Raw genomic sequence first — 18515 nt, 5'->3', positions numbered from 1 at the left:
CTCCCACGGCACCGTTCAACGGTTGTTGGCGGAGGTGGACGGGAATCGAACCCGCCTGACCGAGGTACTCGGCCACGTCGGTTTTGAAGACCGCGGGGGCCACCAGGCGCCCTCACACCTCCAGCGCCGAGGATAGGGGGAATGCGCGTTCGTGACAGAACCATGACATGGCGGGCACCGGGCGCGGACATCGCCGGACGATGCTGACCTGGTGGTATTGGATTCACCGCGCCCGTTCCGGGCGGCACTGCCGTTGCTGGCCTCGGCCTGCGTCATCGGTCTCGCAGCGATCTGCGCGCTGTTCGTGTGGACACCGTCCGGCCAGCTGCTCGACCAGCAGCTCCTGGACCGGGCGGATCGGGGGAGCCCCGCCTACTCGCGGGCGATGGAGCTGCTCGCCATCACCGGAGATCCGCTGGTGCTGGCCGGTCTGCTCACCGCTGTGCTCGTCGTGGGCGCGCTCTGCGGCCGGTGGCGGGCCGGGCTCGCCGGTGCGATCGCGTTCGCAGCGTCGATCGTGGCATCCCGGCTGCTCAAGCTCGTGCTGCCCCGCCCTGACCTCGACATCGCCGGTTCGACGACGCACAACAGCTTTCCCAGCGGCCACGTGACCGCCGCCGCCGGGCTGCTGATCGCCTTCCTGCTCGTGCTCCCGCCCCGCGCGCGGTGGTGGTTCGCCGTGCCCGGCGCGGCGGGTGTGGCCGCGGTCGGTGCGGCGACGATGACCGCGGGCTGGCACCGGCTCAGCGATGTCGTGGGAGCCGTGCTGCTGGCAGCGGCCTTCGGCTGCGCGGCCGCGTGGGCGACGGGGCGGCAGCGGAGGGTCGTGACAGAACCATGACATTCCGAACACGGGGCGCGGACATCGCCGGGCGAAGCTGACCTGGTGTTACCGGAATCGCCACGCCCGCTCCCGGACGAGCCACCGCCTTCACAGCAGAGAAATGAGTGTTCCGCCATTGCTGTACAGGAAGACGAACGCGACTGCCACGCCCGCGGTGGTGAGCGCGCCCAGCACGGCGGTGCGCCAGGGGCGCAGGCGCCGTGCGGATACTGCTGCCAGCAGGACGAGCCCCACCACGATCTGGCCCCACCAGTAGGACGGCGAGGTGGTGTCGGCGATGTAGAGCAGTCCGTAGACGCCCTCGCCGATCAGCACTCCGCTGACCCCACCGCCGCCCAGCGCCGCGCGGGTTCCTCGCCGGTTCCGCAGCCAGTGCGCACCGAGACCGAGCAACGGTCCGGCCACGACCGCCGCTGCGCCCCAGAAGATCAGCAGGCCCGACGAGGACGGGTATCCGCGGAGCTGGTTGGCGACGACGTACCCGATCAGCATGCACACCAGCACGGAGGCGCCGGACAAGGCCGCCACTCCGCCGCGAGGCGCGAGAAGCGCCACGAGGAAGGCCGTCATCGCCCAGGAACCCGAGGAATTGGCCAGCGGAGCGAGCGACTCCGGCAGCCACTGCTGCCCGAAGGCGGTCAGCACACCCAGGGCGAGGCCCGCTGCCACGGCGACAGCGAGCACGCCGAGATGCCGCCGGGCGGCTTGATCGGGGATTTCGGTTGCGTGCACGTGTGGCAGCTTTCCACGCAACGCCAGGCGTCGTGCAGACCGTCCCCGCAACGGTGTTCGCGCGGTGCTGACTGCGCGGCCTCGTGGGCGACGGGGCGGCAGCGGAGGCCGATGTGATACTGAACGGCGTGCCCAGAGTGCTGCTGATCGAGGACGACCCGGCGGTGCGGCAGGGCCTCGAACTCGCGCTGACCAGGCAGGGACACCGGGTGGACGCGGTCGGCACCGGCGAGCTGGGCCTGGAGCGGCTCCGCGCCGACCGGCCGGACGTCGTGGTGCTGGACCTGATGCTGCCCGGCATCGACGGTTTCGAGGTGTGCCGCCGCATCCAGGCCGAGAGCCTGGTGCCGATCATCATGCTGACCGCGCGCGGCGACGACGTCGACATGGTCGCAGGCCTGGAAGCGGGCGCGGACGACTACGTGGTGAAGCCGGTGCAGGCCCGGGTGCTCGAAGCGCGGATCCGCGCGGTGCTGCGGCGCGCCGGGCGGGAGCAGGAGTCGGCCGAGCAGCACGGCGAGCTGACCATCGACCGGGCGGGCCTGGTGGTGACCAAGCGCGGCGCCGGGATCGGCCTGACGCCGACCGAGCTGCGCCTGCTGCTGGAGCTGTCGGCCACCCCGGGCCGGGTGCACAGCCGCCAGCAGCTGCTGGAATCGGTGTGGGACCACGGCTACCTCGGCGACTCCAGGCTGGTGGACGCGTGCGTGCAGCGCCTGCGCGCGAAGATCGAGGACGATTCGGCGACTCCGGTGTACGTGCAGACGGTGCGCGGATTCGGGTACCGGTTCGGGCCGTTGTGACCCGGCTGTTCGGGCTGCGCACCCGGTTGCTGATCGCGTTCGGCCTGCTGAGCGTGGTGACCGCGGCGGCGGTGGCCGGGGTGAGCTACGTGCAGGCGCGCAACCTGGTGCTCCAGCAGTCCCAGGACGCCTCGGTGCGCGCCACCACGACCCGGCTGGAAACCCTGTACCCGCTTCGGAATCCGGCGCCGGGCCCGGTCGAGCTCAACGAGATCGCCGACGTGGTGCGCGACCGGAACACCGCCGCGATCGCGTTCTACGGCGAGGAGCGCTCGCGCGACGAGTTCCCGCTGCAGCTGATCCCGGCGGACCTGCGGTGGGAGGTGGACCGCGGCAAGATCGTCTGGCAGCGGATCCGGCCGCACGGCGTGCCGGTGCTGGTCACCGGCGTGCCGCTCATGGTCGTGAACGCCGACGGTTCGGTGCGACCGTCCGGGATCCAGGTCTACACCGTGCGCGATCTGATGTCCGAGGAGGAGGACATCGGATGGCTCGCCATCCAGTCCTGGGGCATCGGCGGAGTTGCGCTGGGACTGGCGGTCGTGCTGGCGCTGTTCGCCGCGCGCGGAGTGCTGCGCCCGGTCCGCGAGCTCAGCGATGCGGCGCAGCGGCTGGGCGGCGGCGACCTGGAGACCCGGATATCCGTGCGCGGCAACGACGAACTGGCCCAGGTCGCGCGGACCTTCAACGAGACTGCCGCGGAGCTGGAGCGGCACGTGACGCAGCTGCGCGAGATGAAGGCCGAGGCCCAGCGCTTCGTGGCCGACGTCTCGCACGAGCTGCGCACCCCGCTGGCCGCGATGACGCCGGTGACCGACATGCTCGACGAGGACGCCGACCGGCTGCCCGACGAACTCGGCGCCGCCGCCCGGCTGGTCAGCCAGGAGATCCACAACCTCGGACGGCTGGTGAACGACCTGATCGAGATCAGCAGGTTCGACTCCGGCACGGCGGCGCTGACCCTGGACGGGGTGGACCTCGCCGCGCTGGTCCGCGCGACGCTGCGCACGCGCGGCTGGACCGACCAGGTGGACGCCGATCTCCCCGAGGTCACCGCGGTGGTCGACCCGCGGCGGGTGGACGTCGTCGTGGCGAACCTGGTGGGCAATGCGCTGCGGCACGGCGCCGCGCCGGTGTCGGTGCGGCTGCGCGCGGACGAGGACTGGGCCACCGTCGAGGTCCTCGACAGCGGTCCGGGGCTCGATCCGGAGGTCCTGCCGCACGTCTTCGCCCGCTTCTACAAGGCCGACGTGGCCCGGACGCGCTCGGAGGGCAGCGGCTTGGGCCTGGCGATCGCGCGGGAGAACGCGGCCCTGCACCGCGACGGCGAGCACCGGGGCGACCTGTTCGCGGCCAACGATCCGGCTGGTGGAGCGGTGTTCACGCTGCGCCTGCCGCGCCGGGCCCGGAACGGAGGCGGCGAATGACGAGAACGCTTCGGACGGTGCTCGTCGCCGGTGCGCTGCTGGCGCTGGCCGACTGCGGGGTGCAGCCGAGCGGGATCATCTACGGTTCCTCCCCACCGAGCGGGGCCGTGGCGGCCCCGGCGACCTTCGCCTCCCTGTACCTGGTGTCGGACGGGCGGCTCGCGCGGATCGTCCGCTCGGCAGGACCGATGTCGCGTGCCGAAGCGCTGGAGATGCTGGCTCAAGGCCCGACGGAGGAGGAGCGCGAACGCGGGCTCACCACCGAGGTGCCGGCCGAGGCCGCGCCGTTCACGGTGACCACCGACGTCTCCGGACGCACGGTGGTCACCGTGTCAGCGCCGACCGGGCAGCTGTCCGCGCTGGCCATCGACCAGATCGCCTGCACGGCAGCCGCCGACGGCGGGCAAGTGGTGATCATCGGCGCCGGCACTGGCAGCGACCCGGTGGTGTGCCCGCTGCGGTGACGAGCCAGGGGAGCGCCGCCTAGGGTGAACGGTTTGGCCCCCACGCGACGGCCTCCGCCTCCCGCAGTTCAGTGCCCGTGAGTGGTTTTGGTTGTCATAGCACCTGAAAACGCTCACGGGTACTGAACTGCTGTTTCGAAGCGGGCACCTTCCGTCCACACTGGACTATCGACGCCCGGTCCGTTCTGTTCGTTCGATCACTCGGGCTCGATCACCGGCTTGCTTAGGTTAGGCTAACCCAAGCGGTCGGCCGGGCTCGTGGTGGCGGCCGCGGGAGTGCTCACGACGGAGGAGGAGCTCGCCGGCATGGCTGGATCCGCGTTACCCCTCGAACTGCCCGCTGTCGCAGCCGAACCGTCGGCGCTGGCGTGGCCGGACGGCTCGGCGCGGGTGCTCAGGCCGCTGCCCGCGCCCGCCGAGCTGGCCGAGCGGTTCCCGGGCGACGAGCACCTGCGCGCCCGGGTGGCCGCGCACCGCCGCGCCGTGCGGCAGATCGTCGAGGGCACGGACGACCGGCTGCTCGTCGTCGTCGGCCCGTGCTCGGTGCACGACCCGGACGCCGCGCTGCACTACGCCCACGAGCTGGCGGGCGCCGCCGCCGCGCACGACCGGGATCTGCTGGTCGTCATGCGCGCGTACCTGGAGAAGCCGCGGACCTCCGTCGGCTGGAAGGGGCTGCTGCACGATCCGCACCTGGACGGCGGGAGCGACCTGGCCGCGGGTTTGGCGGTCGGGCGTGAATTCCTGGTCCGCGCGGCGGCTTCCGGGCTGCCGCTGGCCTACGAGTTCGTCGATCCGTTCCTCGCTCCCTACGTGCTCGACCTGGTGTCGTGGGGCGCGCTCGGCGCGCGCACGGTGGCCTCCCAGCCGCACCGCCAGCTCGCCTCGGCGCTGCCGATGCCGGTCGGCATGAAGAACGCCGTGACCGGCGACGTCGATGTCGCGATCGCCGCGGTGCGCGCCGCGCGAGCGGCCCACACCTTCCCCGGTGTGGCGAGCAACGGAGCGCCTGCCGCGGTGGTCGGCGCGGGAAACCCGGCTTGTCACGTCGTGCTCCGCGGTGGTGCGCAGCCGAATTACGACGCCGGTTCCGTCGGTGCGACGCTCGACCAGCTGCACGCCGCGGGACTGGGAACCGGCGTGGTGGTGGACGCCTCGCACGGCAACAGCGGGAAGGACCACCGGCGGCAGCCGGGCGTGGTCGAGGACCTGGCGGCTCAGGTCGCCGCGGGCAACCGCGGTCTGCGCGGCGTCATGGTCGAGTCGTTCCTGGGTGCCGGGAGCCAGGACATCGCGGCGAAACCGCTGCGCTACGGCGTCAGCGTGACCGACGGCTGCCTGGACTGGCCGACGACCGCGGAGTGCCTGGAAGTGCTCGCCGAAGCGGCGCGCCGCAGGCGGAACCGGTGAGCCGCAGCAAGCACTGACCGAAAGAGGTGAGCATGAACCCGTTCGACGATCCCGATGGCACCTTCCTGGTGCTCGTCAACGACGAGGAGCAGCACTCGCTCTGGCCCGAGTTCGCCGAGATCCCGGCGGGCTGGCGGCGGGTGTTCGGTCCGGAGGGCCGCGAAGCGTGCCTGGAGCACGTGCGGGCGAACTGGACCGACCTGCGGCCGAAGAGCCTGCGGGTGGCGATGGGGGAGGCAACGGCATGATGCGCGCGGATGCCGAAGCGGAGCGGGTGCAGCACCTCCCTCTCCGGTGCTGGGGCCGCTGATCGGCGGCTCGATCCTCGGCGCCGCCGACTGGCCGTGGCTGTTGTGTCAACCTGCCGATCGGCCTCGCTGTGCTGGCGGGCATCGCGCCGCTCGCCGAACTCGCGGTCCTCGAAACGGATTGCTCGGCTCGGCGCTGCGGGTGCGTCCTCGGCTGCTGCCTGGTCGCGGCGCCCTTGCCCCCAGCGCGGCGGAACCGCAGCTCAGGCCCGCACAGCGCGCGTGAGTCGGCCCGGTCCTGCGATCCTGGGGCCGGACGATTTGTCCGGTTCGGCTGGTCGTGGAGGAGGTCGCATGCTGGCCGAGGGACCCGTGCTCGTCGGCGTGGACGGCTCCGAGCGGTCGGTCGACGCGCTGGCGTGGGCCGTCGGCGAAGCCGCGTTGCGCGGAGCGGAGGTGCACGCCGTAGTCATCAACGACCACCCGTTCCGGGACGGCGTGGTCGAAGAGGTGGTGGAGGGCATCGCAGACCGGTTCCGCGGCACGGACCCGGCTACCGCGATCAGCGTGAAGATCGCCCGCGGTCGTCCGGCGGCCGAGCTGATCCGGTGCTCCTCCCACGCCCAGCTCGTGGTGCTGGGCGCGAGAGGCCGCGCCGCGGCCGCCGGGATGCTGCGGGGCTCGATCAGCACCAAGGTCGCGACCCACGCCCGCTGCCCGGTCGTGGTCGTGCACGAGCACCGGGAGAGCGCCGGACCGGTGCTGGTCGGCGTGGACGACTCCCCGCACGGCCAGCAGGTCCTCCAGTTCGCCTTCGACGTGGCCGCCGCCCGCCGGGCCGAACTCGTCGTGATGCAGGTGTGGGAGGCGCCGGGCGCGGAGTTCTCGGTCGTGCTGGCACCACCGGAAGAACTGGCCGAGGCGCGCGGTCAAGCCGAGCGCAGCCTCGGCCACCAGCTGGCGGGCTGGCGCGAGAAGTACCCGGACGTCGTCGTGCGCAGGCACACCCCGCGCGGCCACCCGGTGGCGGCCTTGAGCGAAATGGCCCGCGAAGCCCAGCTCCTCGTCGTGGGCCACCGGAACCGCCGGGGCCCGCTCGCGGCCCTGCTGCTCGGCTCGGTCGCCTCCGGCGTCCTCCACCGCGCCCGATGCCCGGTGGCGGTGCTCTGCGCCGACGCGCAGTAGCCGGTGGCGCAGGCTCATTCGCCGCCGATCCGCAGCGCGCCCGACGGGCACACCTGCACAGCCCGGGTGACGGCGTCGAGATGCTCCGCGGGCACCTCGGCCACGAGGGGCTCGACGACGCCGTCATCGTCCTGGTCGAACACCTCGGGCGCGTTGAGCACGCACATCCCCGCGCTGACGCAGACATCGCGGTTCGCCTCGATCCGCATCCGTCACCACCTCACCGGCAGCGAGCGCAGGCCGTAGATGAAGTGGTGCGGCCGGAACGCGACCTCCTCACAGGGCACTGCGAGCGCGAGACCCGGGAACCCGCCGCAGCAGCGCGGGAAAGGCGATCTGCATCTCCATGCGCGCCAGCGGTGCGCCGAGGCAGTGGTGCAGGCCGTGACCGAAGGCGACGTGCCCGGCAGCGGTGCGGGTGACGTCGAGCCGCTCGCCGTCGTCGACCGAGCGCGGATCGCGGTTGGCCGTCGCCAGCACCACCGCCACCGTGGAACCCGCCGGGATCGGGACGCCGTCGATCTCGACGTCGCACAGCGCGGTGCGGGTCACGCCCGCGGTCACGATGCTGAGGTAGCGCAGCAGTTCCTCGACGGCCGGGGCGACGGCCGCGGGATCGTCGCGGACCAGCGCGAGCTGACCGGGGTGGCGCAGCAGCGCGAGCGTGCCGAGCCCGAGCATGTTCGAGGTGGTCTCGTGACCGGCGGCGAGCAGCAGTTCGGCGATGCCTACCAGCTCGTCGGTGGTCAGCTCGTCGCCGTGCTCGCGGACCAGCATGCCGAGCATGTCCTCGCCGGGCTGCGCCTGCGCGCGGGCGACCAGGCCGGCCATGCACGCGCGGCTCTCCCGGATGAGCTCGGCCTGCTCCTCCTCCGGCAGCGACAGGTCGAGCTGCCTGCCGGTGCGCTCCTGGAATTCCGCGCGGTCGGTGTAGGGGACGCCGAGCAGCTCGCAGATCAGCGAGGGGATCGGCAGCGCGAAGTCGGCGACGAGGTCCGCGGGCGGGCCCGCCGCCGCCATCGCGTCGAGGCGCTCCTCGACGATCTCGGTGATGCGCGGCTGGAGCCTGCGCATGCGGCGAACGGTGAACTCCGAGGTCAGCATCCGCCGCAGCCGGGTGTGCTCGGGCGCGTCGAGGCCGAGCAGGTTGCCCGCCACCACCCGCGCCCGCTCCTCCTGAGCGCATGGGTCGCACAACCGGACGGACTCCCGAGGACACTCGTCGGCTGCTGCTCGACGCCGCCGCGCAGGTGATCAGCACGCAGGGCGTCGGCGCGACGCTCGACGTCATCGCCCGCCACGCCGGGATCTCCAAAGGCGGCCTGGTGTACCACTTCGCGAGCAAGCAGGCCCTGCTCATCGCGCTGGCCCAGGAGCAGCTCGACGGCTTCCGCGACTGCGTGCACGAGCAGATCGCCGATCCCGAGGGCACTCCTGGACGGCTCACGCGCGCCTACGTCCGGGCGAACCTCGCCCCGTTCGACGGCGAGGAGATCATCGAGCGCTTCAGCCTCATCGCCCAGCTCCTCACGCTGCCGGAGATCCTCGAGATGTCCAGGGCCGACGAGCGGCGGTGGCAGCGCGACATGGAAGCCGACGGCGTTCCGCTCGCCGCCCAGCGGGTGATCCTGGCGGCGGCCGACGGAATCGCCGCCCGCCCGGTCTGGACTCCGCCGGACCTGGAACCGGAGGTCCGCCGCGAGCTCGAATCAGCGCTCCTCGGCATGATCGACGCGGCCGTCGCCGGAGCGGAATTCCGCCTGTGACGGGCGATCCGCGCCCGGAGTTCGGCGAAGCGGGCCCGACGGGTCGTCAGCGGTCGCTGGGATTGTTCGCCAGGAAGTTCAGGAAGCTGGTCGCGAGCGATCCGGGTGCGGCGTCCTCGCGGACGTAGGCGAACCCGGCCTGCCGCAACGGGTACCGGCCCAGGTCGGTGGCTTCCTCCGGTGCGAGCTCGCCGTCGATCCGGAGCGGGCGGACGCCGGGGTGCTCGGCGGCCGCTGCTTCCTCGGCGTGGCCGAACCCGCCGGGATCCGCCGCGACACCGCGCAGCACTTCGCCGTCGGCGGGCGGCACGCAGGCCGGTGCGTCCTCGCAGCCGGAGCCGGCCGACTCGGGATGGCCGAGGACCCGGTGCCCGAGGATGCGCCGTGCCGTGCTGTCGCCGCGGCCGACGGGGGAGATCGGCACGTCGTTGCCGCCGACCTGCGCCCACGAGGTGACGCGCCCGGCGTGGATGTCGCCGATCTGCTGCCGGGACAGGTCGGTCACACCGGCTGCTGGATTGACCACCAGGCTGAAAACGGCCGAGGCGAACAACTTCTCGCGGAGGTTCGGCAGCCCGTGCCCACGAGGCCCGTCCGAGACCGCCAGCAGTTCGCGCGAGCCGTCGGCGAGCCGCCGCAGTCCTTCGGCCGATCCGCCGGTGTCGATCAGGATGCGGCTGTCCGAGCAGGCCGCGGTGTAGTCGTCGGCCGCCTGCCGCAGGATCGGCGCGTAGAGGGCCGAACCGACCACGACGAGCTGTCCGTCGGAGCACCAGAGGCGCTCCACGATGCGCACGGAGAGCACGGCGGCCGGGGCCAGCGGAACCAGGGCCAGCACGCAGACCAGGGTGATGGTCTCCCGCAGCCTCCGGCGCCGGGGCGCGGTCCTGGTACCACCGGTCATCTCGTCGTCCTCCCGGGATCGGGTCGACGACCAGTATTCCGGTGCTCGCGGACGAGATCGTGTTCGGCGGCGGACGATTCCCTTACCAGTCCCTGAACCAGCACAGCGGGCCCGCCGCGCGGCTCGGAGTCGCGCGGCGGGCCCGGCCCCCCTTGTGCGTCACGCGGACCGGCCGATCCGCGCACCGTCCCGGCGAGCCGTCGTCCGGCTCGTCCTGCCGAATGGCTCAGTCGTGCAAGATGACGCCCCGGATGTTCTTGCCGTCCCGGAGGTCCTGGTAGCCCTCGTTGACCTGCTCCAGGCTGTAGCGGCGGGTGATCAGCTCGTCCAGCTTGAGCTTCCCGGCGTCGTAGAGGCGCAGCAGCCGCACGATGTCGTACTGCGGGTTGGCCGAGCCGAACAGCGTGCCCTTGATCGTCTTCTCGTTCAGCGTCAGGTCCGCGCCGGAGACGTGCACCGTGAGCTTGGCCGGGTCGGCCAGCCCGGTGATCACCACGGTGCCGCCCTTGCCGATCGCGGCGGTCGCCTTGGCCACCACGGTCTCGTCGACGGTGCCGACCAGGATCAGCGCCGCGTCCGCGCCCTGGCCCCAGGTCAGCTCGGTGATCTTCGCCTGCGCCTCGTCGGCGTCGGCGAAGGCGTGCGTGGCGCCGAACTCCAGCGCCTTCTCCCGCTTGAACTCCAGCGGGTCGACCACGACGACGTACTTGGCGCCCGCCTGCACCGCTCCCTGCACGGCGTTGATGCCCAGCCCGCCGATGCCGTAGATGACCACGGTGTCACCGGCGCGCACGTCGCCGGCGTTGACCGCCGTGCCCCAGCCGCTGGGCACCCCGCAGCCGACCACGACCGCGGTCTCCAGCGGCAGCCAGTCGTCGACCTTGACCACCGAGTGCTGCGAGATGGTGGCCCGCTCGGAGAACGTGCCGAGCATGCACATGGCGCCGATGTCCTCGCCGCCGGCGCGGAAGCGGAAGGTCCCGTCGGGCATCGAGCCCTGCAGGATCGTCGCGCCCATGTCGCAGAGGTTCTGCCTGCCGGTGGAGCAGTAGCGGCAGGTGCCGCAGTTGGGGATGAAGCTGCACACCACGTGGTCGCCCGGCGCGACCTTGGTGACGCCCGGCCCGACCTCCTCGATGATCCCGGCGCCCTCGTGGCCGCCGATGATGGGGAAGCGCGGCGGCAGGTCGCCGTCGGTGAGGTGCAGGTCGGAGTGGCACAGCCCGGCGGCGGTGTACTTGATCAGCACCTCGCCCTCCCGCGGCCCGTCCAGGTCCAGCTCGACGATCTCGAACGGCTTGCCGACATCACGCAGAACTGCTGCCTTCGTCTTCAACTTCCGGCCTCCGATCTACAGCGCGACGGTGACTGATCCAGCGGTCGATGGCTTCGGCTCCCAGTGCACGCCCTCGACCGCACGGCTCGAAACCGCCGAACGGCAGCGCGATGCCGGAGCCGGGTTCTCGGCTCCGGGCTCCGGGGAGGTCTGCTCGTGGGCGGCCGGGGTGTTCCGGGCGATGTCGTCGACCGCTGCCACCTGGCCTCCTCACGTCGTCGTGACCCGGCCCAGGATCCCGGTCGGGACGGGCGGTCAACTGTTCAACTTCTGAACACCTCAGCGCGGCAGGCCGAAGGCCCGCATCCGGCTGTACAGGGTGGTGCGGCTGATGCCCAGGCGCTGCGCGGCGTGCACCTTGTTGCCGCCCGTGACCCGCAGCGCCTCGGTGATCGCGTCGCGTTCGGCGCGCTCGCGCCCGCTGAGCCGGGCGGAGCGCCCGGTGTTGCGGTAGGCGGCGGGCAGGTCGTGGATGGTGATGTCACCGGCGGTGCGGCTCTCGGCGGTCGCGCGCAGAACTCCCCGCAGCTCCCGCAGATTCCCCGGCCACGGCTGGGCGATCAGCGCTTCGAGCGCGCTCGGCGCGATCCGCGCCCCGGGCCGGACCTCGGCGAGCATCGCGTGGGCGATCCGGGCGAACTCGTCGTCCCGGTTGCGCAGCGGCGGCAGGTCGACCCGGGCCGGGCAGAGCGCGGCGGCGCTGCGCACCGCGGCGGGCAGATCGGATTGCGGGGCGGAGGTGAGCACCACGCGCGGCCGCTCCGCGAGCCGGCGGGCCAAGCGCGCGCACAACGCCTCGGGCAGGAGTTCGATCCGCTCGACGACCAGTGCCTCCGCAGTCGCCGAGTCGAGCTGCTCGGCCCACTCCCGCTCGCCCAGCACGACGAGGTCGGCGGCGTCGAGGACGTCCGCGCGGGCACCGGCGACCAAGTGCGCCGCGCGGGTCCGGCCCGTGCCCGGTTCACCGGCGATGAGCACCGGTTCACCGCTCGTGCGCAGCTCCGCGAGTCTACTGTCCAGTGTGGACGACCGCGGTCCGGCGCGGCGGCGCGGCACCCGCGTCCGCGCGCGGGGCGTCAGCTCGACGAGCACGCCGTCGGGTGTGCCGCCGACCTTGTGCGCGCGCAGGGTGACAGGTGCGCCGGACCCCAGCACCAGCTCGCGCGCGAGCTCACCGGAACCGGGTGCGGCCGAGGCGATGTCGCGCAGGACGGCGTGATCCGAGGGATCCAGGAGGTCCAGCGCGGCCCGGTTGGTCAGCACGAGCTCGTCGCCGAAGCCCACCAGCGCCCGGCACCGCCGCTGGGCGGCGTGCTGGAACGCCTGCAGCAGCCTCCTCTCCGCCTGCCGCGCACCTTCCCACAGGCGTTGCTCGATGTCCTCCACGGCGCGTTGCATCAGCGGTGCGAACAGCGGGTTCGCCTCGGGGCCCACGCCGGTGATGTCCAGGACGCCTTCGATCCGCCGGGTCACCGGATTGCGGATCGGGTGGCCGTAGCAGCTGAACACCTTCAGCGCCTCGACGAAGTGCTCCCGCCCGTGCACGGTGACGCCGCGCATGATCTCTAGCGGTGTGCCCAGCGCGTTGGTGCCCGCGTTCTCCTCGGTGAACTGCGCGCCCGGGACCGCGCTGATCCGGTCGAGCGCCCGTTCGGTGCGCGGGTCGGTGAACCTGCGGTCCACGATCCGGCCGGTGCTGTCGGCGAGCGCGATGCAGAAGGTGGTCCCGGCCAGCCGGTCGGTGAGCTCGTCCAGCACCGGAGTCGTGGCGACCAGCAGCCGGCTGCGAGGGTCGAACTCGCCGATGCTCAGCCGGTCCAGCGCTGCTTCCGGGCGCAGGCCGCTCATGCTGGCGCGCCGCCAGGACGACTCGATCTCGGCGCGCGTCGCACGGCCGGCCTGTGCAGTGCTTGCGTTCACCGCATCCTCCAGGCGATGCGCGGAGGTGGACCACCCGTGGTCCGGCCCACCCGGTTAACGGAAGTTAACGACGGATTATGTGCGACCGCCGACGCGTGGATCAACCCCCTGCGTCCGTTTGCGCGGCCGCAGCGCAGGCGGCGCGCAGCGGGGGCAGGTGCGCACGCGTACGCGGCATGCGCTGCGAACAGGCGAAACCGCTGGCGACGGCGGTTCCCGCGCGCTGGTCGATGGGCCGACCGGGTGATTGGGCGCGCGGCCGACCGCTCTCGCCGGGCTTGTGCCTGATGGGTGACTGGGGCGATGGAATCCGGCGACCCGGTCGTAACGGGCCAATCGTGCGTGCGGCCCGAGCGGCGCCGCTTCCGCGCGGTGCGGATCGGGTTCCGCGCGCGGTCGCGGCGCCGCTCGTCGGTCCACAACGGACGGAAGCGGGGTCTGATGTGGACGGAACAGGGCGTCCGCGCACCCGCACCGGTCGTTCGGGCGGTGCCGGTGGCGTCGGGGTGCGATCCGCCAGGTCGGCAACGAGGATCGGTGGTGTTCCGTTCCGACCGGGAGGCGGCCGATGGCACCCGAAGCAGAACTCGCCCTGATCGGCGGGAACGTGCTCACCATGACCAGCGACAACCCGCGGGCGACCGCGCTCGCGGTGTCCGGGGGCCGGATCAGCGCGGTCGGCGGGGACGAGGAGGTCCAGCGGTGGTGCGGGCCGGGAACCCGGGTGGTCCGGCTCGACGGTCGCACCGTGCTGCCGGGCTTCGTCGAGGCGCACGGGCACCCCACTCTCGAAATGGTCATCAACGGCCCGGACGTCCTCGACATCCGCCCGGTGACCTGCGCGACCGCCGAGGAGGTGCTGTCCCGGCTGCGCACGGCGGTGGCCGCCGCCGAGCCCGGTGCCTGGCTGGGCGCGTTCGGCTGGGACCCGCTGCTGCAGGAGGGTCTGCCGCCGATCGACCGGGCGCTCCTCGACGAGCTCTGCCCCGGCCGGCCGCTCTCGGTGATGCACAACAGCGGGCACAGCGCCTGGTGCAACACCCCGGCGCTCGAACGCGCCGGGATCACCAGGGACACCCCGGATCCGCCGGGCTCCCGGTTCGAACGCGACGCGGCGGGCGATCCCACCGGCGCGGCCTTCGAGGCACCCGCGACCGCGATGCTGCTCGGCGGCGCGATCCGCCCGCCCGATGCGGACAACTTCGCCACCCTGATGGGTCACGAGCACGACCGGCTGGCGCGGGCGGGCATCACCACCGTCGCCGACCTGGGATTCCGCCGGGACGCCCGCGAACGCGTCCAGGCGTTCTACCGCTCCGGTGCGGCGAAGGTCCGGATGCGCGTCTACGAGGTGAGCGTCCCCGAGATGCGCACCGACGTCCTCCCGGGCGAGGACCGCGATGACCCGATGTTCCAGCAGATCGGGATCAAGATCTGGGCCGACGGTTCCCCGTGGGTCGGCAACATCGCCACCAGCTTCCCGTACCTCGACACCCCGCAGACCCGCTCGATGGGGCTGACTCCGGGCCACCGCGGCGGCGCCAACTACACCCGCGGGCAGCTCACCGAGATCGTCGGCGCCTACTTCCCGCTGGGCTGGCAGATCGCCTGCCACGTGCACGGCGACGTGGCGGTCGAGATGGTGCTGGACGTGTTCGGCGAAGCCCTCGCCGCGCACCCGGAGCGCGCGGACGCGCGGTTGCGGCTGGAGCACTGCGGCGCCATGACACCGGAGCAGTACCGGCGGGCGGCCGAGCTGGGCGTGACCTGCAGCCTCTTCGTCGACCACCTGTACTACTGGGGGGATGTGCTGGTGGACGGGTTGTTCGGGGCCCGCGCCGAGTCGTGGACGTGCGCGGGTGCCGCGATCGAGGCGGGCGTGCCGATCTCCTTCCACAACGACTCGCCCGTCACGCCGCCGGAACCGCTGCGCAACATCCAGGCGGCGGTGACCCGCACCAGTCGCAGCGGGCGCGTCATCGGGCCGCAGTACCGGGTCACGGTCGAGCAGGCGTTGCGCGCCGAGACCATCGATGCCGCTTGGCAGCTGTTCGCCGAGCACGAGGTGGGTTCGCTGGCGGTCGGCAAGCGAGCGGACCTGGTCGTCCTGGACGCCGATCCGCACGCCGTGCCACCGGAGGAGATCGGCGACATCCCGGTCCGCGAGACCTACCTCGACGGTCGCTGCACCTTCCGGGAATGACCGCCGATGTCCTCGCCGGAAACACCCGTCCCGCAGCGGTGGCCCGCGACGGTCGCCGACAACCGCCACCGGCGGGCGTACGCGCTGGTGGGCCTGTCTCTGCTGTCCGCCCTCCAGGTGCTCGACCCCACGCTGAACTCGCTGGCGCTGCCCGAGGTCGCCGGGGAGCTCCGGATGGATCCGAGCGTGCGCGCGTTCGCCTCCAGCGTCGGCACGCTGCTGCTCGCGGCGGCCATGCTGGGCATCGGGATCCTCGGCGACCTGCGCGGACGGCGCCGCGTGCTGCTGGTCGGCACCCTCGGCATGGCGATCGGCGGGGTGGTGTGCGCCGCTGCCCCGGTGGCCGGTGTCTACGTGCTCGGCCGGGTCGTGATGGGGGTGAGTACGGCGGCGAGCTTCGGCATGAGCCTGGCGATCCTGCCCGCCCTGTTCCGGCCGGAGGAGCTGCCGCGGGTGTTCGGCGCGTGGTTGGGCGTGCAGTCGGCGATCAGCGTGTTCGGCACGATCGGCAGCGGGGCCCTGCAGGCCTCGCTGGGCTGGCGCGCCACCTGCCTGATCATCCCGGTGCTGGCGGTGGTGTTCACCGCCTGCGGCGCGCTGGCCGTGCCGGAGAGCCGGGCGGCGCACCCGCGGCGGTTCGACGTGGTCGGTGTCGTCCTCGCCGCTGCGGCGCTGATCTGCCTGATGGGCGGTTTCACGCTGGCGGGCGAACTCGGCTGGGGCAGCCCGGTGGTGCTGGGCGGACTGCTGCTGGCCGTGGTGCTGCTGGCCGCGTTCGCCGTCTGGGAGGCGCGCAGTCCCCAGCCGGGCTTCCCGATCCGGCTGTTCGCGGTGCCCGCCTTCACCGCCGCCTGCGTGGTGGGGATCGTGTTCAACTTCGCCAACGGCGTGATCGCGATGCAGCTGCCGACCGTGCTCGAAAGCGTGCTGGGCCGCAGCGCGTTCGTCGTCTCGATCGCGCTGACGGTCATGTCGGTGGGAATGCTGTTCGGCACCCTCGCGGCCGGTGAGGCGCAGAAGCGCCTGCGGCTGAGTGCCCGCACGATGTTCACCAGCGGTCTGCTCGTGATCTCGCTGGGCATCCTGCTGCTGGGGCTGGTGCGCACGACGACCGGCTCGTGGTACTTCGCCGGCTGCGCGTTCATCGTGGGCTTCGGGATCATGTGGGCGCAGAACTCCGAGTCGGCGGTGGTGATGTCGGCGGCTCCGAAGGAGATGGTCGGTTCGGTCGGCGCCGTGAAGCCCGCGGTCGGCCAGTTCGGCATGGGGCTGGGCCTGGGCGTCGTGGTGCCGATCGTCGTGGGAGTGCTGCGCTCGTCGGGGGCCACCGGGCGCGAGGGAATCATCGCGGGCTTCACCGAGGTCATGCTCTTCATCGGGGGATTCATCGTGCTCTGCGCCGTCGGAGTGCACCTGATCATGGCGCGGCAGCCGCACCTGCAGAGCTTCGGGTCGCCGCCGACCGAAGACTGACCGGCCCCCGCACCGCGACGGTCTTGACCGCGGTCGACCGGGTGCGTAGCTTGCGTCGAGCAAGCGCTTGGTCAGCTCCTGGTGCCTGGAGAGCGGTGGGGTCGATGACGAGGCAGGAACCGGTCACAGCTGGGATCGAATCGGGGCGCGATCACGCGCGGCAGGTGCGCAAGGTGGCGTTCTCGGGGTTGCTCGGAACCGTCATCGAGTACTACGACTTCCTGCTCTACAGCACGATGGCCGCGCTGGTCTTCGGCACGCTGTACTTCCCGGCGTCGAACCCGGCGACCTCCACGATCGCCGCCTTCGGCACGCTGGCCGCCGGATACGTCGCGCGACCGCTCGGCGGGCTGCTGTTCGGGCACTTCGGCGACCGGCTCGGCCGGAAGTCCGCCCTGGTGACCAGCATGCTGCTGATGGGCGTGGCCAGCGTGCTCATCGGCGTGCTGCCCACCTACGAGACCCTCGGGCTGACCGCGCCGCTGCTGCTGGTGCTGCTGCGCGTCGTGCAGGGCATCGCGGTCGGCGGCGAGTACGGCGGGGCCGCGCTGATGGTCATCGAGCACGCCGATCCGCGACGGCGCGGCGCGTGGGTGGGGATCATGCAGATGGGCTCCCCGCTGGGATCGCTGCTGTCCAACGGAGCCGTGGCGCTGGTGACCCTGCTGCCGAAGGAGCAGTTCCTGGCGTGGGGCTGGCGGATCCCGTTCCTGGCCAGCGCGGTGCTGCTGATCATCGGCCTCTACGTCCGGCTCAGCGTCGTGGAGAGCCCGCTGTTCCGCGAAGCCGTCGCGGCGGGCGAGGCACGCAAGCGGGAACCGGTGCCGCTGGTGCGGGTCCTCCGGAAGCCGCGCGCGGTGCTGCTCGCCTGCGCGGCGGGCATCGGACCGTTCGCGCTGACCGCCCTGATCGGCTCGCACAGCGTCGCCTACGCGTCCGGACTGGGCTACGAGCTGCCGGACATCATGCGGGCGCACCTGCTGATCAGCCTCACCGGGCTCGTCGGCATCCCGCTGTTCTCGGCGCTGTCCGACCGGATCGGCAGGCGGCGGGTGCTGATGCTCGGGGCGATCGGCGCGGTCGTCTTCGCCTTCCCGATGTACGCGCTGGTCGGCACCGGCTCGGTGCTGGCGATGACCGCCGCGCTGATGACCGCGCAGGTCTTCCAGAACTTGATGTACGCGCCGCTGGCCCCGATGCTGTCGGAGATGTTCGGCACCCGCGTCCGCTACACCGGCGTATCCCTCGGCTACCAGATGGCGAGCCTGCTCGGCGCCGGTTTCACGCCGATGGTCGCCGCCGCGCTGGTGGCGGGCACCGGCGGGTCGAGCCTGCCGCTGAGCTGGATCATCGTGCTGGCGGTCGGGATCAGCATCACCGCCGTGCTGCTGATCGCCGAGACCAGCGGCCGCGACCTCCGCGACGAACCCGCGGGATGAGGAGGCGGTGACTAGTAGTTGATTTCTTGTTCAGACTACCGATCGGCAAGTCGCCTCAGACCGTTCGACGCTGGGAGAGCGAGGGCCGCATCACGGCCAAGCGCGCCCCAGCGGGTCAGCGGTACTTCACCGAGACCGACGTACTCACCGTGCTTCAGTCCGGGGTCGACGTGTCCTCCCGGAAGACGTTTGTGCACCGCCGATCTCATCCCCGGGGCAGAAGATGATCTCGCCTGTCAGGTCGAGGCAATGGAGAGGTTCTGCTGCGATCGGGTCTTGCTGTGGACGAGTGGGTTTCCGCGAGATCGGCGGTGGGATGAACCTCAAGCGAGAAGCTGCTTCCCGCCACGGACGCTCCTGC

General features: G+C 72.1%; 19 protein-coding genes and 1 tRNA gene. 12 read left to right on the top strand and 8 right to left on the bottom strand.

The genetic code is table 11. The features are described from left to right. Positions 1 to 26: 26 nt before the first annotated feature. Positions 27 to 122 (bottom strand) — tRNA-Sec (locus tag ATL45_RS35740). An 89-nt stretch (positions 123 to 211) separates the two neighbouring features. On the opposite strand from ATL45_RS35740, the gene ATL45_RS35735 reads away from it, so the two are divergent. Continuing rightward, positions 212 to 841, top strand: coding sequence for a phosphatase PAP2 family protein (locus ATL45_RS35735; protein ID WP_143121683.1), 630 nt, complete (start codon positions 212 to 214; stop codon positions 839 to 841). Positions 842 to 931: 90 nt separating this feature from the next. Here ATL45_RS35735 and ATL45_RS35730 read toward each other — a convergent pair whose 3' ends face one another. Then, complete coding sequence (locus ATL45_RS35730; RefSeq protein ID WP_093154856.1) at positions 932 to 1576, bottom strand: DUF6518 family protein; 645 nt, start codon at positions 1574 to 1576, stop codon at positions 932 to 934. A gap of 128 nt (positions 1577 to 1704) precedes the next feature. Here ATL45_RS35730 and ATL45_RS35725 point away from each other — a divergent pair, with 128 nt between their 5' ends. The 6 genes from ATL45_RS35725 to ATL45_RS35700 all read left to right on the top strand — a co-directional run bounded on the left by ATL45_RS35725 (position 1705) and on the right by ATL45_RS35700 (position 7113). After that, positions 1705 to 2379, top strand: a complete 675-nt coding sequence (locus ATL45_RS35725; RefSeq protein WP_093154977.1) for a response regulator — start codon at positions 1705 to 1707, stop codon at positions 2377 to 2379. Next, complete coding sequence (locus ATL45_RS35720; protein ID WP_093154858.1) at positions 2376 to 3806, top strand: ATP-binding protein; 1431 nt, start codon at positions 2376 to 2378, stop codon at positions 3804 to 3806. The genes ATL45_RS35725 and ATL45_RS35720 overlap by 4 nt, the downstream gene beginning before the upstream one ends. Beyond that, positions 3803 to 4270: a hypothetical protein gene (locus tag ATL45_RS35715; protein ID WP_093154861.1), complete on the top strand. Its 468-nt coding sequence runs from the start codon at positions 3803 to 3805 to the stop codon at positions 4268 to 4270. The genes ATL45_RS35720 and ATL45_RS35715 overlap by 4 nt, the downstream gene beginning before the upstream one ends. Before the next feature lie 306 nt (positions 4271 to 4576). After that, the gene (locus ATL45_RS35710; protein WP_093154979.1) at positions 4577 to 5680 is read left to right on the top strand and encodes a 3-deoxy-7-phosphoheptulonate synthase; all 1104 of its coding nucleotides are present in this window, start codon (positions 4577 to 4579) and stop codon (positions 5678 to 5680) included. Between the two features lie 32 nt (positions 5681 to 5712). Next, positions 5713 to 5928, top strand: a complete 216-nt coding sequence (locus tag ATL45_RS35705) for an MbtH family protein (RefSeq protein ID WP_281276068.1) — start codon at positions 5713 to 5715, stop codon at positions 5926 to 5928. A 354-nt stretch (positions 5929 to 6282) separates the two neighbouring features. Beyond that, entirely contained in the window at positions 6283 to 7113 is an 831-nt protein-coding gene (locus ATL45_RS35700) for a universal stress protein (RefSeq protein WP_093154866.1), read from the top strand. A 14-nt stretch (positions 7114 to 7127) separates the two neighbouring features. Here the strand turns inward: ATL45_RS35700 and ATL45_RS35695 are convergent, their stop codons facing one another. Together ATL45_RS35695 and ATL45_RS35690 are read right to left on the bottom strand one after the other, a co-directional pair. Next, positions 7128 to 7322: a ferredoxin gene (locus ATL45_RS35695; RefSeq protein ID WP_093154868.1), complete on the bottom strand. Its 195-nt coding sequence runs from the start codon at positions 7320 to 7322 to the stop codon at positions 7128 to 7130. A 67-nt stretch (positions 7323 to 7389) separates the two neighbouring features. After that, complete coding sequence (locus ATL45_RS35690) at positions 7390 to 8274, bottom strand: cytochrome P450 (RefSeq protein WP_342775333.1); 885 nt, start codon at positions 8272 to 8274, stop codon at positions 7390 to 7392. A gap of 23 nt (positions 8275 to 8297) precedes the next feature. Here ATL45_RS35690 and ATL45_RS35685 point away from each other — a divergent pair, with 23 nt between their 5' ends. After that, positions 8298 to 8879, top strand: coding sequence for a TetR/AcrR family transcriptional regulator (locus ATL45_RS35685; protein ID WP_093154871.1), 582 nt, complete (start codon positions 8298 to 8300; stop codon positions 8877 to 8879). Positions 8880 to 8925: 46 nt separating this feature from the next. Here ATL45_RS35685 and ATL45_RS35680 read toward each other — a convergent pair whose 3' ends face one another. The 4 genes from ATL45_RS35680 to ATL45_RS35665 form a co-directional block, all read right to left on the bottom strand. Beyond that, complete coding sequence (locus ATL45_RS35680; protein WP_093154873.1) at positions 8926 to 9783, bottom strand: substrate-binding domain-containing protein; 858 nt, start codon at positions 9781 to 9783, stop codon at positions 8926 to 8928. Positions 9784 to 10009: 226 nt separating this feature from the next. Next, entirely contained in the window at positions 10010 to 11119 is a 1110-nt protein-coding gene (locus ATL45_RS35675; RefSeq protein WP_093154876.1) for an NDMA-dependent alcohol dehydrogenase, read from the bottom strand. A 15-nt stretch (positions 11120 to 11134) separates the two neighbouring features. After that, positions 11135 to 11320, bottom strand: a complete 186-nt coding sequence (locus ATL45_RS35670) for a hypothetical protein (protein WP_093154878.1) — start codon at positions 11318 to 11320, stop codon at positions 11135 to 11137. A gap of 78 nt (positions 11321 to 11398) precedes the next feature. Further along, entirely contained in the window at positions 11399 to 13051 is a 1653-nt protein-coding gene (locus ATL45_RS35665) for a sigma-54-dependent Fis family transcriptional regulator (protein ID WP_500691069.1), read from the bottom strand. Positions 13052 to 13607: 556 nt separating this feature from the next. On the opposite strand from ATL45_RS35665, the gene ATL45_RS35660 reads away from it, so the two are divergent. The 4 genes from ATL45_RS35660 (at position 13608) to ATL45_RS40320 (ending at position 18381) form a co-directional block, all read left to right on the top strand. Next, a complete protein-coding gene (locus ATL45_RS35660; RefSeq protein WP_093154881.1) occupies positions 13608 to 15242 on the top strand; it encodes an amidohydrolase in 1635 nt (544 codons plus the stop codon). A 6-nt stretch (positions 15243 to 15248) separates the two neighbouring features. Next, a complete protein-coding gene (locus ATL45_RS35655; protein WP_093154883.1) occupies positions 15249 to 16715 on the top strand; it encodes an MFS transporter in 1467 nt (488 codons plus the stop codon). Between the two features lie 104 nt (positions 16716 to 16819). Further along, a complete protein-coding gene (locus ATL45_RS35650; RefSeq protein ID WP_093154886.1) occupies positions 16820 to 18154 on the top strand; it encodes an MFS transporter in 1335 nt (444 codons plus the stop codon). A 26-nt stretch (positions 18155 to 18180) separates the two neighbouring features. Further along, a complete protein-coding gene (locus ATL45_RS40320; RefSeq protein ID WP_093154887.1) occupies positions 18181 to 18381 on the top strand; it encodes a MerR family transcriptional regulator in 201 nt (66 codons plus the stop codon). Positions 18382 to 18515 lie beyond the last annotated feature (134 nt).

The sequence above is a fragment of the Saccharopolyspora antimicrobica genome (genome assembly GCF_003635025.1).
Classification (GTDB): domain Bacteria; phylum Actinomycetota; class Actinomycetes; order Mycobacteriales; family Pseudonocardiaceae; genus Saccharopolyspora; species Saccharopolyspora antimicrobica.
This window is presented reverse-complemented; position numbering and strand designations above follow the sequence as displayed.

Bases quoted from the DNA above. Each gene is read 5' to 3' on its own strand.
- ATL45_RS35715 (WP_093154861.1), top strand. From the start codon at position 3,803: ATGACGAGAACGCTTCGGACGGTGCTCGTCGCCGGTGCGCTGCTGGCG.
- ATL45_RS35710 (WP_093154979.1), top strand. From the start codon at position 4,577: ATGGCTGGATCCGCGTTACCCCTCGAACTGCCCGCTGTCGCAGCCGAA.
- ATL45_RS35705 (WP_281276068.1), top strand. From the start codon at position 5,713: ATGAACCCGTTCGACGATCCCGATGGCACCTTCCTGGTGCTCGTCAAC.
- ATL45_RS35700 (WP_093154866.1), top strand. From the start codon at position 6,283: ATGCTGGCCGAGGGACCCGTGCTCGTCGGCGTGGACGGCTCCGAGCGG.
- ATL45_RS35695 (WP_093154868.1), bottom strand. From the start codon at position 7,322: ATGCGGATCGAGGCGAACCGCGATGTCTGCGTCAGCGCGGGGATGTGC.
- ATL45_RS35685 (WP_093154871.1), top strand. From the start codon at position 8,298: ATGGGTCGCACAACCGGACGGACTCCCGAGGACACTCGTCGGCTGCTG.
- ATL45_RS35680 (WP_093154873.1), bottom strand. From the start codon at position 9,783: ATGACCGGTGGTACCAGGACCGCGCCCCGGCGCCGGAGGCTGCGGGAG.
- ATL45_RS35660 (WP_093154881.1), top strand. From the start codon at position 13,608: ATGGCACCCGAAGCAGAACTCGCCCTGATCGGCGGGAACGTGCTCACC.
- ATL45_RS35655 (WP_093154883.1), top strand. From the start codon at position 15,249: ATGTCCTCGCCGGAAACACCCGTCCCGCAGCGGTGGCCCGCGACGGTC.
- ATL45_RS35650 (WP_093154886.1), top strand. From the start codon at position 16,820: ATGACGAGGCAGGAACCGGTCACAGCTGGGATCGAATCGGGGCGCGAT.